This is a genomic window from Actinocatenispora comari (assembly GCF_017312725.1).
GTDB classification, from domain to species: domain Bacteria; phylum Actinomycetota; class Actinomycetes; order Mycobacteriales; family Micromonosporaceae; genus Actinocatenispora; species Actinocatenispora comari.
Genome location: NZ_BOPO01000078.1, coordinates 17,471 through 36,699 on the forward strand (window position 1 = coordinate 17,471; position 19,229 = coordinate 36,699).

Genomic DNA, 19,229 nt, shown 5'->3' on the forward strand with positions numbered 1-19,229 from the left:
AAGGACGCGGACGGCATGACAGCAGACACGGGGGACGCCACCGCCCGACAGGCCCGTATCGCCGAGGCCAGAAGGCTCCGCGCCGAGGACGGCCTCTCCAAGAGCCAGATCGCCGGGCGACTCGGCGTCTCCACCGGCCTGCTCTCTCAGTGGCTGCGCGGCGTCGACCCGCCCGCCTGGACCAAGCGCCCCAACGCCAAGGACGACCTCCGCGAACGCGCCCGCGAGCTGCGCCGGCAGCACCACTCGGTGCCGGAGATCGCGACCGAACTCGGCATCGTGAAGTCCACCGCGTACCAGTGGGTCCGCGACATCCCGCTCGACGCCGATGCCCGCAAGGCGCTGTTCGCCCGGGAACACTCATCCACTACCGGCCACGGCCAGATGATGGCCGAGGCCCGCTGGTCCGAATACCGAGCCGAGAGGGACGCCCGCCAAGTCGAGCGTGTGAACAACGCTGCAGAATCGGTGAGCTGTATGACCCGCGATGAACTCATCCGGATCGGCGCGATGATGTACTGGTGTGAAGGCACCAAAGCCAAGCCCTGGAACTCCACCCGGCGCATCACCTTCGTGAACAGCGACGCCGGTTTGATCTCGGTCTTCCTTGCCTTCCTGCGTGCCATCGGGGTGGAACAGGCCAGCATCGACTTTCGCGTCCAGATCCACGAGACGGCCGATGCTGAGGCGGCCGTCCAATGGTGGGCGGCGAGCGTCGGTGTCGAGCCGGAGACTTTCCGGCGGACCTCGCTCAAACGCCACAATCCCAAAACGGTTCGCCACAACACCGGAGCGGACTATCACGGCTGTCTGATCGTCTCCGTGCGGCGAAGTCGCGCGATCTACGACATGGTCGAGGGCTTGGTGATCGGGGTGGTGCGTGCAGCAGGCCTCCCTTCCGCTCCATGCGACCCTGACCGCAGTGACGGTAGCGTGATCGTGGGAAGATGACCGTCGATCGCTCGCCCCCGGCCACGGAGAGCGGTTCGTTATGGGGTGTGGGGTAACGGCAACCCGCAGACCTTTGGAGTCTTGAGCTCCCGGTTCGAATCCGGGCACCCCAGCATTGAGAGGATGCATCGGTGGAGCGTGTGGCGTATCCAGCGAGAGGTTCACCCGCGGGGTCCGAGGGGCTGAACGGCGGTTAGCATGGGCTCCGGTCCGATGACTCGGCGCCGAAAGGGAGCCCGCAGCGTGAGCGAGCCAACCAGTCGCCCCGACCCTGCGTACGACGCGGATGGTGGCGGGCGCACCGTCATCGTGCTGGCCGCGGGTCTCGGCACCCGGATGAAGTCGACCAAGCCCAAGATGCTGCACGCCCTGCTGGGGCGAACGCTGCTCGGGCACGTGCTGGCCGCGGCCGAACCGCTGGCCGCGCAGCGCACCCTGGTGGTGGTGGGCGCCGCCGCCGACCAGGTCACCGCGCACCTGGCGGAGATCGCGCCGGCCGCCGAGCCGGTGCACCAGGCGGAGCAGCGCGGTACCGGGCACGCCACCCGGGTGGCGGTCGAGCAGGCGCCGGCGGCGCACGGCACGGTCGTGGTGCTGACCGGCGACGTCCCGCTGTTGCGGGCCGAGACGCTGACCGAGCTGGTGGCGGCGCACGAGCGGGCCGGCGCGGCGGCGACGGTGCTGACCGCGGCGCCGCCGGACGTGACCGGGCTGGGCCGGATCGTCCGAGACGAGCACGGCGCGGTGGTCGGCATCGTCGAGGAGCGGGACGCGTCGCCGGAGCAGCGCCGGATCCGGGAGATCAACTCGGGCATCATCGCGTTCCGGGCGGACGCGCTGCGGGCCACGCTGGCCGAGCTGCGCAGCGACAACGATCAGGGCGAGGAGTACCTGACCGACACGATCGGCCTGCTGGTGAAGGCCGGCGAGCGGGTCGGCGCGTACGTGGCGGCCGACGTCACCGAGACGATGGGTGTCAACGACCGGGCGCAGCTGGCCGCGCTGGGTGCGCTGCTGCGGGACCGGGTCAACGGGGCCTGGATGCGGGCCGGGGTGACGATGGTCGACCCGGCGAGCGTGTGGCTGGACGTGACGGTGACGCTGGCGCCGGACGTGCTGCTGGAGCCGCAGGTGCAGTTGCGCGGTGCGACGTCGGTGGCGGCCGGTGCGACGGTCGGCCCGGACACCACGCTGGTGGACACCGAGGTGGGTGCGGGCGCGTCGGTGGTGCGGGCGCAGGCGACCGGTGCGGTGATCGGGCCGGACTGTTCGGTCGGCCCGTTCGCCTACCTGCGGCCGGGTTCGCGGTTGCACGCCGGGGCGAAGGTCGGCACGTACGTGGAGACGAAGAACGCGGAGATCGGTGCGGGCAGCAAGGTGCCGCACCTGTCGTACGTGGGTGACGCGACGATCGGCGAGCAGACCAACATCGGCGCGGCGACGGTGTTCGTCAACTACGACGGGGTGCACAAGCACCGCAGCCGGATCGGCAGCTTCGCCCGGACCGGTGCGGACAACATGTTCGTGGCGCCGGTGGAGGTCGGCGACGGCGCGTACACCGGGGCCGGTGCGGTGATCCGGCGGGACGTGCCGCCGGGCGCGCTGTCGTACTCGGCGGCGCCACAGCGGGTGGTGCCGGACTGGACGGTGGGGCATCGTCCGGACACTCCGGCGGCCGCGGCTGCGATCAAGGCCACCGAGCGGGATGCTGTCGAGGATGCGGCAGCGGCGGCGGGGCAGACTTCGCCCCGGCCGGGGCTCGCCGTTCCCGGGAGTACCGAAACCGGCGGCACCGACGGCGGCTCCGCCGGTGGGGCCGTGGACACCGGCTCTACCGACGGTGCCGGTTCCACCGGCTCTGCCGGTGAGTGTTGATTTCCATCGCTAGGGGGGCGGCCGTCATGGGCAGCATCGTCGCGGAGAACCACAAGTCGTTGATGCTCTTCTCGGGCCGGGCGTACCCCGCCCTGGCGGAGGAGATCGGCCAGGCGTTGGGGGTTTCGCCGACGCCGACCGATGCGTACGACTTCGCCAACGGCGAGATCTACGTGCGTTACAACGAGTCGGTGCGCGGCTCGGACGCCTTCGTGGTGCAGAGCATGACGGAGCCGATCAACCAGTGGGTGATGGAGACCCTGCTGATGATCGACGCGTTGAAGCGGGGTTCGGCGAAGCGGATCACGATCGTGGTGCCGTTCTACCCGTACGCGCGGCAGGACAAGAAGCACCGCGGCCGGGAGCCGATCTCGGCGCGGCTGGTGGCGGACCTGTTCCGGACCGCGGGTGCGGACCGGATCCTGACGGTGGATCTGCACACGGCGCAGATCCAGGGTTTCTTCGACGGCCCGGTGGATCACCTGTTCGCGCTGGATCTGCTGGCCGACTACGTGCGGAACAAGTACGACGGCCGGGACATGACGGTGGTGTCGCCGGATTCGGGCCGGGTGCGGCTGGCGGAGCGCTGGACGGAGCGGCTGGGTGGCTGCCCGCTGGCGTTCATCCACAAGACCCGGGACATCACCCGGCCGAACGAGGTGTCGGCGAACCGGGTGGTCGGTGAGGTCGAGGGCCGGGTGTGCGTGGCGATCGACGACATCATCGATTCGGGCGGCACCATCTGCAAGGCGGCGGACGCGCTGTTCGCCGCGGGCGCGGCGGACGTGATCGTCGCGGCGACGCACGGGGTGCTGTCGGATCCGGCCACGGAGCGGTTGAAGAACTCGCAGATCTCCGAGGTGATCCTGACCAACACACTGCCGATCCCGCCGGAGAAGCGGTTGGACAAGATCACCCAGTTGTCGATCGCGCCGTTGATCGCGCGGGCGATCCGGGAGGTCTTCGCGGACGGCTCGGTCACGACGCTGTTCGGTGGTTTGTCCGGCTAGGGGCGTCGGCCCCTGGCCCGAGCGCCCGACCGGTCCGGTGCTCGTCGCGGCGGGTGTACGGCGTGGTCACGTCGCCGTGACCCGCGTCCCGGCGGCCGCCGTTCGGGTGCGTGCCGCGTCTCATCGGTGGACCCGGGGACACGTGCGCGAGGGCCGGGGCTAGACTGGGTGGGTTGCCATGGCGAGGGTGGCCACGGTCCGGTTTCGATCCTGATCGGTCTGGTTCTTCGAGAGCCACTGTTTCGGTCGGCGTGATCGGCCTCGTGGCCGTCGTTATCGACACGGTGTTGAGCCAGCACGGTTGACCCGGGTCGCGCGCGCTCCCGCCCGGCACCGCAGCGCTCGGCGCCCCGCCGGGCCAGTTCGCAATCAGGCCGCAGCATCGTTTACAGGAGTACTCCCGTGTCCGAGGTCCGTATCAGCGCCGAGCCCCGCACAGAGTTCGGCAAGGGTGGTGCCCGCCGTACTCGTCGGGCAGGGAAGATTCCCGCCGTGCTGTACGGCCACGGCGAGAAGCCGAAGCATGTCGCACTGCCCGCGCACGAGTTCACCAACGCGTTGCGTCACGGTGGGGCGAACCAGCTGTTCACGATCGAGTTGGCGGACGGCGCGCGCACTCTGGCGCTGCCGAAGGCGCTGCAGCGCGACCCGATCAAGGACACCATCGACCACGTCGATCTGCTGATCGTGCGGCGCGGCGAGAAGGTCGCGGTCGAGGTGGCGGTGCACATCACCGGCGAGATGGCCAAGGAGGCCGACGGCCTGGTGGTGCAGGACCTGGACACGCTGTCGGTGAACGTCGAGGCGACGCACGTGCCGGAGCAGTTCGAGGTGTCGATCGAGGGTCTGGGTGTCGGCGACCGGGTGCTGGCGGGGCAGGTCCCGCTGCCGGAGGGTGCCGAGCTGACCGGTGACCCGGAGGCGACCGTGGTGTCGATCGTGGCGGCGCCGAGCGCCGCGCAGGTCGAGGCGGAGACCTCGACCGAGGCCGCGGCCGAGGCGCCGGCGGCCGAGGAGGCCGAGAAGGTCGAGGCCTGAGCCGCGGTTCGGCGACAGGCCTGAGCGGGCCCGGCAGCGGGGTCTCGTAGTCTCGACGGGGGCGTGCGTTCCGCACGCCCCCGTTTCGTGTGCGTGGGAGGGCTGGTGTCCGGACCGTTCGTGGTGGTCGGGTTGGGCAATCCGGGCCCGGAGTACGCGACCCACCGGCACAACGCCGGGTTCATGGTGGCGGAGCTGCTGGCCGGCCGGTTGGGGGCGACGTTCAAGCGGCACGGTCGGGCGAAGGCGCAGGTGGCGGAGGGCTGGCTGGGTGGCCCGGGCGGTACCAAGCTGGTGTTGGTGAAGCCGCAGTCGTTCATGAACCTGGCCGGCGGGCCGGTGTCGGCGGTCGCGGCGTTCTACTCGGTCGGGGTGGATCGGCTGGTCGTGGTGCACGACGAGCTGGACCTGCCGTACGGGTCGATCCGGCTCAAGCGCGGCGGCGGCGAGGGCGGCCACAACGGCCTGCGGTCGATCTCGCGGTCGCTGGGCAGCAAGGAGTACGCGCGGGTCAGGTTCGGCATCGGCCGGCCGCCGGGCCGGCAGGATCCGGCCGACTTCGTGTTGAAGCCGTTCTCCTCGGTGGAGCGCAAGGAGCTCGACGTGCTGTTGGAGCAGGCCGCGGATGCGGCCGAGGCGGTCGTGGAGCACGGCGTGGAGTGGGCGCAGAACTCGTTCCACGCAACGTAATAGCAACGTTACGTGTTGTCGCCGTGACGAAGTGATCCGTCTCGGCGTTGTCTTCGCTGGATGGGTCGGTGTGGCGGCGGAGGCATGGCCGATGGTGGACGTGGCGGCGCCCGCGGCGCGTCCGTTGCCTGCCGTGGACCTTCCGGTGGCCGTCGGCCCGGCGCGGACCCGGGTGCGGCGCCGGCCGTGGGAGTCCCGGTACCTGCTGGCGATGCTGGCCGGTGACCTGACCGTCGGGCTGCTGGCCGGCGCGATCGGTTTCTCCGCCCGGTTCGGGCCCGACGTGACCGCCTACAACCGGGTGTACCTGCTGGTCGTGGCGCTGTTGCCGGTGGGCTGGGTGGCGGCGCTGGCGGCGAACCACGCGTACGAGAAGCGCCGGCTGTTCGTCGGTACGGCCGAGTACGAGCGGGTGCTGCGGGCGGGCGTGACGCTGGCCGCGGTGGTGACGGTCGGGTCGTACCTGGCGGAGGTGCGGCTGTCCCGCGGGTACGTGCTGATCGTGTTGCCGCTGGCGGTGGTGGCGACGGTGCTGGTCCGGTTCGCGCTGCGGCAGCGGCTGCACCGGCGGCGGGCGGCGGGCCGGCACCTGCGCCGGGTGGTGGTGCTGGGGCACCGGCGGGCGGTGGCGCAGGTCTGCCGGCAGTTGCATCGCGAACGCCACCACGGGCTTTCGGTGGTGGGCGCGTGCGTACCGCGGCGGCGGCCCCGGCCGACCCTGGGCCCGGCGCCGGACCTGGGCGTACCGGTGCTGGGTACGTTCGCCGACGCGGGCGCGGCGGTGGCGGCGGTGGAGGCGGACACGGTGATCGTGCTGTCCTGCCCGGAGCTGGACGGGGTGGCGCTGCGCCGGCTGGCCTGGCGGCTGGAGCGGGTCGACGTGGACCTGATCGTGGCGAGCGCGCTGATCGACGTGGCGGGGCGGACCACGATCCGGCCGGTGGACGGGCTGCCGATGCTGCATGTCGACCACGCCCGGCTGCGGGGGTCGGCGCGGGCGGCGAAGGCGCTGGTGGACCGGTGCGGCGCGGCGCTGTTGCTGCTGGTGCTGGCGCCGCTGCTGGCCGCGGTGGCGGTGGCGATCAAGCGCGACTCGCCGGGCCCGGTGCTGTACCGGCAGAGCCGGGTGGGCCGGGACGGCGCGGTGTTCTCGATCTGGAAGTTCCGCAGCATGTACGTCGACGCGGACGCCCGGTTGGCCGAGCTGGCCCGGTTGGACGAGGGTGCCGGGGTGTTGTTCAAGATCCGGGACGATCCGCGGGTGACCCGGGTCGGCCGGTACCTGCGCCGGTTCTCCCTGGACGAGCTCCCCCAACTGGTGAACGTCCTGGTCGGGCAGATGTCGCTGGTCGGGCCGCGGCCGCCGCTGCCGGCCGAGGTGGCGCGCTACCCCGCGGACATGCTGCGCAGGCTGGTGGTCAAGCCCGGTTTGACCGGGTTGTGGCAGGTGTCGGGACGGTCCGACCTGCCGTGGGAGGAGGCCATCCGGCTCGACCTGCGCTACGTCGAGACCTGGTCCCTGTCGTTGGACCTGGTGATCCTGCTGCGTACCGTTACGGCCGTGGTACGAACGTCCGGAGCCTACTGAGTTCCCGACCGACTTTGGCAGGAGTGGCGTCATGGAGGAGCAGTCGGCGCTCGCCGGCAGCGGCGTGGTGGCGCCGGCCAGCGATGCCGCGTTCGCCCGCTGGCTGGCCGACCGGGCCGGCAGCGCGCTGGCCGAGTTGCGTGCCGAGCTGGGGTTCGGCGATCCGGCGGCGCTGCGCGCGGCCGGTGACCGCCGGGCGCACGAGTTGCTGGTCGACGAGCTGGCCCGGTGGCGGCCCGGCGACGCGGTGCTGTCCGAGGAGGGCGAGCGGTACGACCATGCCCGGCTCGCCGCCGAGCGGGTCTGGATCGTCGATCCGCTGGACGGCACCCGCGAGTTCGCCGAGGCCGGCCGATCCGACTGGGCGGTACACGTCGCGCTCTGGCAGCGCGGTGCCGCCGGCGGCGACCGGCCGGCGGACGCGGGGCGGCTGGTCGCCGGTGCGGTGGCGCTGCCCGCGCAGGCCGGCGGGACGGTGCTCGGCACCGACGCCCCGCCGACGTACCCGCCGATGCACGCCGGACCGATCCGGCTCGCCGCGAGCCGCACCCGGCCGCCGGGGTTCCTCGCCGACCTGTGCGAACGGGTCGACGGCGAGGTGGTACCGATGGGGTCGGCCGGCGCGAAGATGGCCGCCGTGGTGCAGGGCCGGGTCGACGCCTACGTGCACGCCGGCGGGCAGTACGAGTGGGACTCGGCGGCGCCGGTGGCGGTGGCCCTCGCGACCGGGCTGCACGCGTCCCGGGTGGACGGCTCGCCGCTGCAGTACAACCGGCCCGATCCGTGGCTGCCGGACGTACTGGTCTGCCGGCGCGACCTGGCGCCGCGGCTGCTGGAAGTGTTGGCCGAGCTAGGTGTCGGCCTGGAAGATGATGTGATGTGAGTTTCCCCGTGGACGCCTGACCCGGCGATCCGGCAGCATGGGTGGATCGACGACCCGCGCCCGCTTCGCCGTGGTGGCCCCGGAGACGGCTGCCGTGCCACGGATCGTTCGTGCGTCGCCGGGCCGGCTGGCCGCAGACCTCTGATCGACGTCGATACCGGACAGGAGTGGACGATGGGTTCCACCGACTACCGCTTCAGCCAGCTGGACGCGCTGGAGGCGGAGAGCATCTTCGTGTTCCGCGAGGTGGCCGCCGAGTTCGAGCGTCCCTGTCTGCTGTTCTCCGGTGGCAAGGACTCGATCGTGATGCTGCACCTGGCGCAGAAGGCGTTCTGGCCGGCGCCGATCCCGTTCCCGGTGATGCACGTCGACACCGGGCAGAACTTCGCCGAGGTGCTCGCGTTCCGGGACCGCCGGGTGGAGGAGCTGGGCGTCCAGCTGATCGTGGCGAGCGTGCCGGAGGCGATCGAGTCCGGCCTGGTGGTCGACCCGGCGAACGGGATGCGCAACCGGATCCAGACCCCGGTGCTGCTGGAGGCGGTGGAGAAGTACCGGTTCGACGCGCTGTTCGGGGGCGCCCGGCGGGACGAGGAGAAGGCCCGGGCCAAGGAGCGGATGTTCAGCTTCCGGGACGAGTTCGGCCAGTGGGACCCGAAGAACCAGCGACCCGAGCTGTGGTCGCTGTACAACGCGCGGGTGCAGCCGGGCGAGTCGATCCGGGTGTTCCCGCTGTCGAACTGGACCGAGCTCGACATCTGGCACTACATCGCGGCCGAGCGCATCGGCCTGCCCGACGTGTACTTCGCGGCCGACCGCGACGTGGTCGAGCGCGACGGCATGCTGTACGCGGTGAACGAGTTCATCGTGCCGGCCGACGGCGAGGCGGTCCGCACCGAGCGGGTCCGGTACCGCACCGTCGGCGACGCGACCTGCACCGCGGCGGTGCCGTCCGAGGCCGACACGGTGGCGAAGGTGATCGACGAGGTGGCCGCCACGCGGATCACCGAGCGGGGTGCGACCCGCGGCGACGACAAGCTCAGCGAGTCCGCGATGGAGGACCGCAAGCGGGAGGGCTACTTCTAAATGAGCACGGACCAGCTGAGCACGGACTCCTCCGACGGCGGGCGGACCGGCGCCGAGCCCGACCCGATCGACCTGCTGCGGTTCGCCACCGCGGGCAGCGTCGACGACGGGAAGTCGACGCTGATCGGCCGGCTGCTGTACGACTCGAAGTCGATCTTCACCGACCAGCTGGCCGCGGTCGAGTCGACCTCGGCGGCGCGCGGCGACGAGTACACCAACCTGGCGCTGCTGACCGACGGGCTGCGCGCCGAGCGGGAGCAGGGCATCACGATCGACGTGGCGTACCGCTACTTCGCGACGCCGCGGCGCAAGTTCATCATCGCCGACACCCCGGGGCACATCCAGTACACCCGGAACATGGTCACCGGCGCGTCCACCGCCGACCTGGCGCTGATCCTGGTGGACGCGCGCAAGGGGCTGGTCGAGCAGTCCCGCCGGCACGCGTTCCTGTGCTCGCTGCTGCGGGTGCCGCACCTGGTGTTGTGCGTGAACAAGATGGATCTGGTCGACTACTCGCAGCAGGTCTTCGACGACATCCACGCCGAGTTCACCGCGTTCGCCACCAAGCTCGACGCGCCGGACCTGACGGTCATCCCGATCTCCGCGCTGCACGGCGACAACGTGGTGTCCCGGTCGGCGAAGATGCCCTGGTACGAGGGGTCCTCGCTGCTACACCACCTGGAGAACGTGCACATCGCGTCGGACCGCAACCTGGTCGACGCGCGGTTCCCGGTGCAGTACGTGATCCGGCCGCAGTCGTCCGCGCATCCCGACTACCGCGGGTACGCGGGGCAGATCGCGTCCGGGGTGTTCAAGCCGGGCGACGAGGTGATGGTGCTGCCGTCCGGGTTCACCACCCGCATCGCCGGCATCGACACCGCGGACGGCCCGGTCACCGAGGCGTTCGCGCCGATGTCGGTGACGATCCGGCTGGACGACGAGCTCGACGTGTCCCGCGGCGACCTGATCTGCCGGCCGAACAACGCACCGGCGCAGGCGCAGGACATCGAGGCGATGGTCTGCTGGATGGACGAACAGCGACCGTTGCGGCCGCGCGGCAAGTACGCCATCAAGCACACCACGCACTCGGCCCGGGCGATGGTGCGCGACCTGCACTACCGGCTCGACGTCAACACGCTGCACCGGGACGAGTCGGCGGATTCGCTGTCGCTCAACGAGATCGGCCGGATCAAGCTGCGCACCACCCGGCCGCTGCTGGCCGACGAGTACCGCCGGAACCGCACCACCGGCGGGTTCGTGCTCATCGACGAGCAGACCAACCGCACCGTCGCCGCCGGCATGATCGTCGCCACCGACTGACCCGCGGCGCGTCGCACCGTCGCCGGTCAGCCGCCGAACGCCAGCCGGCCGACCGGGGGCAGGGGCGGGTGGTCCGGCGCGGCCCGGAACGCCTCGACGGCGAGCGCGACGAAGCGTCGCGAGGCGGCGACCCGGGCGGCGGTCGAGGTGCCCCGGATGCCCCTGTTGGCCATGATGATCAGGATCAGGTCGTCGAGGACGAAGTCGGCACGCAGCTGCCCGGCCCGTTGGGCCCGGGTGGCCAGCGTGTGCATCGCGGTCATCGTGTGGCTGCGTTCCGCGGCGAAGTCCACCGCCTTCGGGTACGTGGCGACGAAGGCGTCGGTGAATCCCCGGTCGCCGGCGTGCAGCACGCAGATCTTCTCCAGTACCAGGCAGAAACCGTGCCAGGGATCGGGATCGGCCAGGCCCTCGTCGACGATGGCGCGGCAGGTGTGCAGCTGGTCGGTGAACGCCTCGGTGACGAGGCTTTCCTTCGTCGGGAACCGTCGGTAGAGGGTGGCCGGGCCGACCCCGGCGCGCCGCGCGACCTCGCGCATCGGTACGTCCAGGCCTTCGGTGGCGAACAGCGCGCGGGCCGCGTCGACGATCCGGTCCCGGTTGTCCCGGGCATCCGAGCGCAGCGGGTCACGGCGCGTCCCGGCGCGCGCGCCGGCGCCCGGCTGAGGCAAACCATCGGTCACGACTCTCACTTTAGCTAAGTGGACGCCGGCGTCCGTTACGTTCGAGGTCGCCGGTCGGGAGCACCCGATCCACGAGTACGAGGAGACGCCGGTGCGGGCAGTCACGATCCAGACGTTCGGCGACCCGGCGGGCCTGGCCGTCGTCGACCTCCCGGCGCCGGTACCGGCGGCCGGCCAGGTACTGATCGCCGTCGAGGCGATCGGGGTCTCCGGCGCCGACGCGATGATCCGCCGCGGCACCCTGGACGGGTACGGCTTCCGGCCCGGCCACGTGCCCGGCAGCGAGGTGGCGGGGGTGGTCACCGCGGTCGGCGGCGGCGTCGACGGTTCCTGGCTGGGTCGCCGGGTGTGGGCGTTCACCGGCCTGAGCGGCGGGTACGCCCAGCAGGCGGTCGCCCCGGTCGGGGAGATCCTGCCGCTGCCCGGCGGGCTGTCCGCCGCCGCGGCCGTGACGCTGGGCAGCTCCGGCGTGGTCGCCCACTTCGCGCTGGCGCACGCCCGCTTCGCCGCCGGCGAGTCGGTACTGGTGCGGGGCGCCGCCGGCAGCATCGGGATCACCGCCGTCCAGCTCGCGGCCGCGGCCGGCGCCGGCGCGGTGGCGGTCACCACCTCCTCGGCCCGGCGCGGCGAGCGGCTCCGCGAGCTCGGCGCCACCCACGTACTCGACCGCGCCGGCACCGTGGGCCGTGCCGGAGCCGGCGCCGACGCGCCGGACCACTACGACGTGGTGCTCGACATCGTGGCCGGCCCGGACCTGCCGTCGTTCCTCGGTCGGCTCGCCCCGAACGGCCGGCTGGTCGCGGTGGGCGCGATCGCCGGCCCGCCGCCCGCGGACTTCGGCATGACCCTGTTCGCGGCGTTCCAGCGGTCGCTGTCGTTCGGTACGTTCAGCGCCGACACGGTGCCGCTGACCGACCGCCAGGCAGTACGGGCGGAGCAGTTCGCCGCCGCGGGCCGCGGCGAGCTGCGCACCGTGGTACACGAGGTGCTTCCGCTGGCGCAGGCGGCATCGGCACATCGCAGCATGGACGCCGGCGAGGTCTTCGGCCGCATCGTGCTGACCCCGTAGGGCCCCGACCGGCGGAGCTCACGCCCCGCGCGTGGCCGCCGGGTTCTCCTCGGTGAGGTAGTGGTTGGCGAGCAGCCAGGTGACGGTGAGCGCGGTGCCGGCGGCCGGGACGTAGGCGGGGTCGAGCTTGAACTGACGGCCGTGCCCGGGCTGGCCGAACCAGGCCGCGATCGGCCCGGCGTCCACGTCGAACGGCCGGACCACGCAGTACTCGTGGTAGTTGCTGCCCGGGGTGCCGTCCGGGGTGTCGAGGTTCTGCGGCGGCAGCGCCCGCTGCGCGAACGGGGTACCGGTCGGGGCGAGGTACCCGCCGCCCGGGTAGCCGAACCGGTCGAGGTGTTCGCCGGGCAGCAGCGTCTCGCGGTGTTCGACCGGCCGGCCGTCGCGGACCACGAACCCGTCGTCCGGCGGGTACACCCACCGGTCGCCGTCGCGGTAGCGCGCCTCGAACGTCGCCTCGGTCATCCCGCCGAGCCGCCGGTACCCGTGCAGCAGCGCGCCGACCGGCCGGTGGTGCGGCAGCGGCTGCGGGCCGAGGTACGCCTTGTCCCGGAAGTACCGCCGGGTCGGCTCGGCGTTCGCCGGCGTGCCGGCATGGCAGCCGCTCGCCGGGCGCGTCTCGCCGGCGGGACGCGCCGCGCCGGACCCTGGTGAGCGCACGGAGTCGGTCGCGGGACGGGCGATGCCGGATCCCGCCGGGCTCGCGGATCCGGTCGCGGGACGGGTGAGGGCGGAACTGGTCGGGCTCGCGGATCCGGTCCCGGGACGGGCGGCGGCGGGACCCGCTGGGTGCGCGGCCGCCGGGACGGCGGGGACGGCGACGAGTGCGGCGGTGGCGGCGGCCACGACCAGGCGACGGATCCTCACGAACGAACCTCCGGCGGACGACGACGGTGTCCGCCTCATCTTCCCGATTCGGCCGGTGAATGACGGCCATTCGCCAGAAAAGTGGCGAGGTCAGTCGTCGTCGCGGGCGGCCTGCAGGGTCGCTTCCATCCGGCGCATCAGCCGTACCGCGTCGGCGCGCTGGCGCGGGGTCATGTCCCGGGTGGTGATGGTCTCCAGGTCGGCCCAGACCCGTTCGACCGCGGGCCGCAGGTCGCGACCGGCCCTGGTCAGCGACACCACCCGGGCGCGCCGGTCGCTGGGCGACCCGGTACGGGTGAGCAGGCCCTGCTGTTCGAGGCTGCGGACGGTGCGGGCGACCGTGGACGGGTCGAGGCCCAGCGCCTTGGCCAGCTCGGACTGGGACCGGTGGTCGGTCTCCCACAGCTGCATCAGCAGCAGCTCCTGGCCCGGGTAGAGCCCGACCCGCTGCAGCAGCTCGCCGGCGACCAGCCAGTGCGCCCGGGCCAGCCGCGGCACCATCGCGCTGACCGGGCCGACCGGGGTCGGCTGTTGGTTGGTGGGCACACCACACGATAACCCGGCTCCGGGCCGGCTATGAGAATCCTCTCGGCCGGAATAGATGGCATGCCACCTATTATCGATGGCATGCCAATCAACTCCGACGGAGGTAGTCATGGCTGACGATGTGATCGTGGTCCTCGGCGGTACCGGCCGGCAGGGCGGCGCGGTGGCGCGTGAGCTGCTGCGCCGCGGCCACCCGGTCCGGGCGGTGGTGCGCGACCCGGCGAAGGCGCGGCCACTCGCCGCCGCGGGCGCCGAACTGGTCCGCGGCGACCTGGACGACCCGGCGTCCCTCGACGCCGCGCTGACCGGCGCGCACGGGGTGTTCAGCGTGCAGACGTTCACCGGCCCGGACGGCCTGGCCGGCGAGGTACGGCAGGGCCGGGCGGTCGCCGATGCCGCGGCCCGCGCCGGCGTCCGGCACCTGGTGTACGCCTCGGTCGCCGGCGCCGAGCGGGACAGCTGCATCCCGCACTTCGAGAGCAAGTACGAGGTGGAACGGCACATCGCCGAGCTGGGGCTGCCCGCGACGATCCTGCGGCCGGTGTTCTTCCTGGACAACTTCGCCGGGATGGGGCCGCAGCCGGCCGACGGCGGTGGTCAGGTGCTGACGCTCGCGCTGCCGCCGGACGTCCCGCTGCAGATGATCGCCAGCCGCGACATCGGGGTGTTCGCCGCGGACGCGTTCGAGCAGCCGGAGACCTCCCTCGGCAGCGCGGTGGAGATCGCCGGCGACGAGCTGACACCCACCCGCATCGCCGAGGTGTTCACCGAGGTGACCGGCGAGCCGACGACGTTCCGCTCGCAGCCGGTGGAGGAGCTGCGGGCGTACTCGGCCGAGATGGCGACGATGTTCGCCTGGTTCGCCGAGGCGGGCTTCCGTGCCGACCTGCCCGCGCTGCGCCGGCTCCACCCCGACCTGACGACCCTCGCCGACTGGCTCCGCGCCCGTACCGACTGAGCCGTGCCGCCGCCATTGCCTTGCCGCGTGGGCGATTCCGGCGCGGGCGGCGGCACGGTCGACCGGCCGCGGGGGTCAGATGCCGCGGCCGCGACGGTGCAGGGTGGACAGGACCGACTCGACGCGGACCAGCCGGGCCGCGGCGGCCAGCGCGATCGCGGCGCGCGGCTCGCGCGGGTTGCGGCGCAACGACCGGCCCGCGTACCGCACCGCCGCGCGCCGTTCGCCGGCCGCGGCGTGCCAGCAGGCGAGCTGCCCGTACAGCCGGGCGGCGCCGGGGCGGCAGGCGGACAGCTCGGGATGCCGGTCCAGCATCCAGTGCAGCGAGTCGATCTTCGTCCGGTACTGGTGGGTGAAGAACGAGCCGCCCCACCGCACCCGGGTCAGCGGCCGGTCGACGTGCACGATCGGGCGCCGCCGGGCGGCGCGCAGCAGCAGGTCGTAGTCCTCGTTCTGGCTGCCGGGGGCGTCCTCGGCGACCAGTCCGAGCCGGTCGGTGGCGAGCGCGTCGGCGCGGATCAGGAACGTCGACGCGTGCAGCATGGACATCCGGGACCGCGCCAGGTCGGCCAGGTCGACCACGTCGGTGCCGGCGAGCCGGGGCCGCACCGCCCCGCCGTACTCGACCTCGATGCCGCAGGTGGCGAACTCGGCGCCGGGATGCGCGGCGAGCGCGGCGACCTGCGCGGCGAGCTTGCCCGGCAGCCACACGTCGTCGTCGTCGCAGAACGCCACCAGCGGTACGTCCATGGTGGACAGTGCGGCGATGCCGGTGTTGCGGGCTCCGGCCAGCCCGGCGGTACGGTCGTTGCGCAGCACGGTGACCCGCTCGCCGGCGAGGTCGCTGTCCGGCTCGGCCCGGTCGAAGACCACCACGACCCGCACCGCGCCGCGGTAGCGCTGCCCGAGCACCGACGCGATGGCCTCCCGCACCTGTACCGGCCGGTCGTGCGTCGCGATCACCACCCCCACCGCCGGAGCAGCCGCTGCGAGCGGCCGGTGCGTGCCGGTGCCGTCATCCACTGTGGACGGTCCGCGGTGGTCGGTCATCGGGACGCTCCGGCGGGGACGGGACGGCGGACGGTGCCCAGCGAGTAGCCGTACGCGCCGAGCAGCGGTGCGGTGAGCGCCCCGACCAGCCGCCGGCTCGGCGCCGGCAGTTCGGCCCGCCAGGCGTCGTCGCAGCGCAGTTCGATGTCGCCGGTGAGGAACCGCATCGGGTTGCCCGCGGCGCTGTGGCAGCGGCCCAGCCGGGCGCCGCGGTCGGTCAGGAACTCCGGCGGGCGCGGCTGCGGGGGCAGGTCGGCGAACCGGCGGATCTCCTCCACCGCGGCGGCCGGTGCCGCGACGAACTGCTCGTACCGCACCCGGTGCACCGGGGTGCCGAGCCGTTCCAGTACGCCGAACGCCGCGTTGTGCGCGTTCCACAGCAGCGCCGACCGGGCCGGCGGGTAGCGGGTCATCTCGGCGCTGCCGTCCGCCTCCGGCCGTACCCGGGTCCGGGTCCACGAGTACGCGACGCCGCGCGGGTCGCGTACCACGTGCACCACCCGCAGGTCGACATCGCGCTGCCAGCGCAGGCAGAACGCCAGCGACGCGTGCTTGGACGAGTCGACCACCACCGACGCGTCCGCGACCGTCGCCGCCGCGCGGTAGATCCGCAGGTACGCCTCGGTGTACTCGGCGACCAGCCGGGCCCGCACGGTGCGCAGCCGGGGCGCGGCGAGCTCCGGCAGGTACCGGGTGCGTTCGATCGCGTCGCGCAGCCCGATCACCCGCAGCGCCAGGTCGGCGTTCCAGCCGCCGAACGCCTCGATACCGACCTCGCGCCAGAACGCGCAGCGGGAGAACCGTTCGCCGCAGCCGCACCGCTCGTCGTCGAGCACGTCGCGGCGCCACAGGTGCACGACCTCGCCGAGGCCGCAGACGCCGGGCAACTCGCCCAGGATCCGTTCGATCAGCGTGGTGCCGCTGCGGCCGAGCCCGCCCAGGAACAGCACACGTACCACGGATGTCCTCGCTTCCCGCGCTCGGTGTCCGGCCGTGGGGCCCCGGATCCGCAGGCCCGGGTACAGCGCCCCCGGGTACAACGACGGTTCGCGAATGTAGTCACTATCGGTATGTACTTGCGAACGATGTGTAGTTTCTCGGCTAGGGTCTCGGCTCATGCCGGTCCCCGTCACCGATCGCGTCGTGCTCGCCGACGTCGCCTTCCACCCGTACACCGAGGCCGAACTGGTCGCCGCCGTCGCCGCCGAGTCCGCTGCCGGCCGGGGCGGCACGATCGTCACACCCAACATCGACATCCTGCGGCTGACCAGGCGCGACACCGAGGCACGCGGGCACGTCGCGGCGGCCAGCTACGTGGTCGCGGACGGTACCCCGCTGGTCTGGGCGAGCCGGCTCGCCGGCGCGGCGCTACCGGAACGGGTGGCCGGCTCGAACCTGATCTGGTCGCTGTCCGCCGCCCTCGCCGCCCGAACCGGCTCGGTGTACCTGCTGGGCGGGCCTCCGGGCGTCGCCGACCGGGCCGGCACCGTGCTCGCGCAGCGGTACCCGGGGCTGTCGGTCGCCGGCACGGCGTCCCCGTCGTACGGTTTCTTCGACGATCCGGCCGAACTCGACGCGGTGTGCGCCGCCGTCGTCGCCGCCCGGCCCGACCTCGTGTTCGTCGGACTCGGCTTCCCCAAGCAGGAACGGCTGATCGCCCGGCTGGTACCGGAGCTGCCGCGCTGCTGGTTCGTCGGCTGCGGCGCCGCGATCGGGTTCGTCGCCGGCGAGCAGCGGCGCGCGCCGGCGTGGATGCAACGTACCGGGCTGGAATGGTTGCACCGGTTGGCATCCGAGCCGAGCCGACTGGCCCGCCGGTACCTGGTGCACGACCTGCCGTTCGCGGCCCGGCTGCTGCTGGCCGCCGCCGCGCACCGGGCGCCGTGGCCCGGCGGGCCCCGACCGTCCGCGGTGGCTTCCGCCGGCGACCGCCCCTGAACCCCCGGCCCGGCCGGCGCTCGACCAGGGGCTCCGCCGACGACCGACCCGGAACCGCCGGCCCGGCGGGATCGCCGCCGGGCCGGCGCGGTGGTCAGTGGCCGAAGGTGAACCAGTTGACGTTGACGAAGTCGGCGGGCTGGCCGCTGCTGAACGTCAGGAAGACCGTGTGCTTGCCGGTCACCCCGGTGATGTTCGCCGGGATCGTCTGCCAGCTCTGCCAGCCACCGGTGTTGGCGAGCGCGAAGCTGCCGATCGGGGCGGCCGACCGGGAGTCGAGCCGTACCTGCACCAGCCCGCTGATGCCGGCACCGGCACCCGACGCGACCCGGGCCCGGAACTGGGTGGCCGCGCTGGATCCGAAGTCGACCCCGTCGTACTCGGCCCAGTCGCCGTTGGCGATCCAGCCGACGTCCTGGCCGCCGCCGGCGTCCGTGGTCGTCTCGGTCGCCACGCCGGACGCCGCCGAGTACCCCTCGGCCTGGATCGTCGAGTACGCGTCGGTGCCCCCGCCGGTGGGCGGCGGGGTCGACGACGAGGTGGCGTAGGCGGCCACGTAGTCGACGCTCATCCCGGCGCCGGAGGAGGTCGACCCGGTCGGCGTGCCGCAGCCGCACACCCCGTTCGGGAAGCCGCCGCCCATCGCCACGTTCAGGATGACGAAGAACCCGTGGTCGACGGCGGCCTGCCAGGTGCTCGTACCCACCTGGCTCTCGTTCACGGTGAAGAAGTTGGTCCCGTCCAGGTACCAGCGGATCTGCTCGGCGGACGTGTTCCGCCGGTCGATGACCACCGAGTACGTGTGGTAGCCGGTCTGGCAGCCGGAACAGGCGCGCAGCCCGCTGCCCAGCCCGTTCGTCTCGTTGCACGGGCCGCCCGGGTTCACGCCGCAGTGCAGCGTCCCGGCCTCCTCGCTGAGCGCGTTGACGTCCTCCATCACGTCGATCTCGCCGATGCTCGGCCAGTTCGTCGCGCCGACCGGCCGCGCCGCGGCGCCGAGCATCCAGAACGCCGGCCAGTACCCGAGGCCGTTCGCCGGGCTCGGCTGCTTGATCGAGGCGGTCACCTGCAGTTGGCCACCGGCCGGCGCGGCGAGGTCGGTACGTTGCGTCTCGATCCGGCCCGAGGTCCAGCTTCCGTTGCTGTTGACCGGCTTGATCACCAGGTGGCCGGAGCCGTCCTGGTAGACGTTGGTGGTGCTGTCGGTCATCGTCTCGACCTCGCCGGTGCCCCAGTTGCCGGCGCCGCCGGGATAGCCGGTACCGGTGTCGTAGAGCCAGTCGGACCGGTTCACCCCGGTGCCGGCGGCCCCGCCGAAGTCGTCGCTGAACACCGTGCTCCACCCGGTCGGCGGCGCGGGTACCGCCCGCGGAGCCGCCGACGGCGTCGGGGCGGCGTCGGACGGTACGGCTGCGCCGAAGGCGGCGAGGGCGAGTGCCGCCCCCGCGACGAGTGCCAGCCCGATTCGGTGCCTGATCGATCTGCTCACGGTGACCTCCGCGGTGCATCCGAGGCGAGCGCGGGCGGGTCGTCGAGGGGGCGCCGCCCGCAGGGGAACACCTCCGTACACATCGGGGTGAATGCGGACGGAAGCGCTTACGGAGGAGTACACCGCCGAACCGCGCTATCTGTCAAGTAACCTCACAGTTTCCCGGCCGGGGCCGAGCGGCCCCGGTCGGA

General features: G+C 72.7%; 18 protein-coding genes and 1 tRNA gene. 13 read left to right on the plus strand and 6 right to left on the minus strand.

Annotated features, from left to right (window positions below):
- Window positions 1-15 precede the first annotated feature (15 nt).
- The 10 genes from NUM_RS20885 (at window position 16) to NUM_RS20930 (ending at window position 10,438) form a co-directional block, all read left to right on the plus strand.
- Window positions 16-951 carry a helix-turn-helix domain-containing protein gene (locus tag NUM_RS20885; protein WP_207126599.1) on the plus strand — a complete coding sequence of 312 codons (936 nt, stop codon included), beginning with the start codon at window positions 16-18 and terminating at the stop codon, window positions 949-951.
- Window positions 952-992: 41 nt separating this feature from the next.
- Window positions 993-1,064, plus strand: a tRNA-Gln gene (locus tag NUM_RS20890).
- A gap of 130 nt (window positions 1,065-1,194) precedes the next feature.
- Window positions 1,195-2,826 (plus strand): bifunctional UDP-N-acetylglucosamine diphosphorylase/glucosamine-1-phosphate N-acetyltransferase GlmU, encoded by a 1,632-nt coding sequence (gene glmU / locus NUM_RS20895; protein WP_308440582.1) that lies wholly within the window; start codon window positions 1,195-1,197, stop codon window positions 2,824-2,826.
- Between the two features lie 26 nt (window positions 2,827-2,852).
- Entirely contained in the window at window positions 2,853-3,836 is a 984-nt protein-coding gene (locus NUM_RS20900) for a ribose-phosphate diphosphokinase (RefSeq protein ID WP_207126601.1), read from the plus strand.
- A gap of 402 nt (window positions 3,837-4,238) precedes the next feature.
- A complete protein-coding gene (locus NUM_RS20905; RefSeq protein ID WP_207126602.1) occupies window positions 4,239-4,874 on the plus strand; it encodes a 50S ribosomal protein L25/general stress protein Ctc in 636 nt (211 codons plus the stop codon).
- Between the two features lie 105 nt (window positions 4,875-4,979).
- Window positions 4,980-5,564, plus strand: a complete 585-nt coding sequence (gene pth / locus NUM_RS20910; protein WP_207126603.1) for an aminoacyl-tRNA hydrolase — start codon at window positions 4,980-4,982, stop codon at window positions 5,562-5,564.
- Window positions 5,565-5,697: 133 nt separating this feature from the next.
- A complete protein-coding gene (locus NUM_RS20915) occupies window positions 5,698-7,152 on the plus strand; it encodes a sugar transferase (RefSeq protein WP_225918733.1) in 1,455 nt (484 codons plus the stop codon).
- A gap of 31 nt (window positions 7,153-7,183) precedes the next feature.
- Entirely contained in the window at window positions 7,184-8,035 is an 852-nt protein-coding gene (locus NUM_RS20920; RefSeq protein ID WP_207126604.1) for a 3'(2'),5'-bisphosphate nucleotidase CysQ, read from the plus strand.
- Window positions 8,036-8,209: 174 nt separating this feature from the next.
- The gene (gene cysD / locus NUM_RS20925) at window positions 8,210-9,118 is read left to right on the plus strand and encodes a sulfate adenylyltransferase subunit CysD (protein WP_207126605.1); all 909 of its coding nucleotides are present in this window, start codon (window positions 8,210-8,212) and stop codon (window positions 9,116-9,118) included.
- Window positions 9,119-10,438, plus strand: a complete 1,320-nt coding sequence (locus NUM_RS20930; protein WP_370467025.1) for a sulfate adenylyltransferase subunit 1 — start codon at window positions 9,119-9,121, stop codon at window positions 10,436-10,438.
- Between the two features lie 26 nt (window positions 10,439-10,464).
- Here the strand turns inward: NUM_RS20930 and NUM_RS20935 are convergent, their stop codons facing one another.
- Entirely contained in the window at window positions 10,465-11,121 is a 657-nt protein-coding gene (locus NUM_RS20935) for a TetR/AcrR family transcriptional regulator (protein ID WP_225918734.1), read from the minus strand.
- 91 nt (window positions 11,122-11,212) lie between these two features.
- Here NUM_RS20935 and NUM_RS20940 point away from each other — a divergent pair, with 91 nt between their 5' ends.
- Window positions 11,213-12,190 carry a zinc-binding dehydrogenase gene (locus NUM_RS20940; RefSeq protein WP_207126606.1) on the plus strand — a complete coding sequence of 326 codons (978 nt, stop codon included), beginning with the start codon at window positions 11,213-11,215 and terminating at the stop codon, window positions 12,188-12,190.
- An 18-nt stretch (window positions 12,191-12,208) separates the two neighbouring features.
- On the opposite strand, the gene NUM_RS20945 is transcribed toward NUM_RS20940, so the two are convergent.
- Together NUM_RS20945 and NUM_RS20950 are read right to left on the minus strand one after the other, a co-directional pair.
- Window positions 12,209-12,850, minus strand: coding sequence for a TNT domain-containing protein (locus NUM_RS20945; RefSeq protein WP_207126607.1), 642 nt, complete (start codon window positions 12,848-12,850; stop codon window positions 12,209-12,211).
- 297 nt (window positions 12,851-13,147) lie between these two features.
- On the minus strand, window positions 13,148-13,603 hold the full coding sequence (locus tag NUM_RS20950; RefSeq protein ID WP_207126608.1) for a MarR family winged helix-turn-helix transcriptional regulator: 456 nt from the start codon (window positions 13,601-13,603) through the stop codon (window positions 13,148-13,150).
- Window positions 13,604-13,712: 109 nt separating this feature from the next.
- On the opposite strand from NUM_RS20950, the gene NUM_RS20955 reads away from it, so the two are divergent.
- Complete coding sequence (locus tag NUM_RS20955; RefSeq protein WP_207126609.1) at window positions 13,713-14,561, plus strand: NmrA/HSCARG family protein; 849 nt, start codon at window positions 13,713-13,715, stop codon at window positions 14,559-14,561.
- A gap of 75 nt (window positions 14,562-14,636) precedes the next feature.
- Here the strand turns inward: NUM_RS20955 and NUM_RS20960 are convergent, their stop codons facing one another.
- Both NUM_RS20960 and NUM_RS20965 read right to left on the minus strand, forming a co-directional pair.
- Window positions 14,637-15,611 carry a glycosyltransferase family 2 protein gene (locus NUM_RS20960; protein WP_207126610.1) on the minus strand — a complete coding sequence of 325 codons (975 nt, stop codon included), beginning with the start codon at window positions 15,609-15,611 and terminating at the stop codon, window positions 14,637-14,639.
- Complete coding sequence (locus NUM_RS20965) at window positions 15,608-16,570, minus strand: sulfotransferase family protein (RefSeq protein WP_207126611.1); 963 nt, start codon at window positions 16,568-16,570, stop codon at window positions 15,608-15,610. The genes NUM_RS20960 and NUM_RS20965 overlap by 4 nt, the downstream gene beginning before the upstream one ends.
- Window positions 16,571-16,727: 157 nt before the next feature.
- Between NUM_RS20965 and NUM_RS20970 the strand changes: the two genes are divergently transcribed.
- Window positions 16,728-17,549 carry a WecB/TagA/CpsF family glycosyltransferase gene (locus NUM_RS20970; protein ID WP_207126612.1) on the plus strand — a complete coding sequence of 274 codons (822 nt, stop codon included), beginning with the start codon at window positions 16,728-16,730 and terminating at the stop codon, window positions 17,547-17,549.
- Window positions 17,550-17,643: 94 nt separating this feature from the next.
- Here NUM_RS20970 and NUM_RS20975 read toward each other — a convergent pair whose 3' ends face one another.
- The gene (locus NUM_RS20975) at window positions 17,644-19,038 is read right to left on the minus strand and encodes a glycoside hydrolase family 16 protein (protein WP_225918735.1); all 1,395 of its coding nucleotides are present in this window, start codon (window positions 19,036-19,038) and stop codon (window positions 17,644-17,646) included.
- Between the last annotated feature and the right edge of the window lie 191 nt (window positions 19,039-19,229).

What these genes read in the sequence shown, in the direction of transcription:
- NUM_RS20885 (WP_207126599.1), top strand. Translation starts at nt 16, where the DNA reads ATGACAGCAGACACGGGGGACGCCACCGCCCGACAGGCCCGTATCGCC.
- NUM_RS20920 (WP_207126604.1), top strand. Translation starts at nt 7,184, where the DNA reads ATGGAGGAGCAGTCGGCGCTCGCCGGCAGCGGCGTGGTGGCGCCGGCC.
- NUM_RS20970 (WP_207126612.1), top strand. Translation starts at nt 16,728, where the DNA reads ATGCCGGTCCCCGTCACCGATCGCGTCGTGCTCGCCGACGTCGCCTTC.
- NUM_RS20955 (WP_207126609.1), top strand. Translation starts at nt 13,713, where the DNA reads ATGGCTGACGATGTGATCGTGGTCCTCGGCGGTACCGGCCGGCAGGGC.
- NUM_RS20900 (WP_207126601.1), top strand. Translation starts at nt 2,853, where the DNA reads ATGGGCAGCATCGTCGCGGAGAACCACAAGTCGTTGATGCTCTTCTCG.
- NUM_RS20930 (WP_370467025.1), top strand. Translation starts at nt 9,119, where the DNA reads ATGAGCACGGACCAGCTGAGCACGGACTCCTCCGACGGCGGGCGGACC.
- NUM_RS20960 (WP_207126610.1), bottom strand. Translation starts at nt 15,611, where the DNA reads ATGACCGACCACCGCGGACCGTCCACAGTGGATGACGGCACCGGCACG.
- cysD (WP_207126605.1), top strand. Translation starts at nt 8,210, where the DNA reads ATGGGTTCCACCGACTACCGCTTCAGCCAGCTGGACGCGCTGGAGGCG.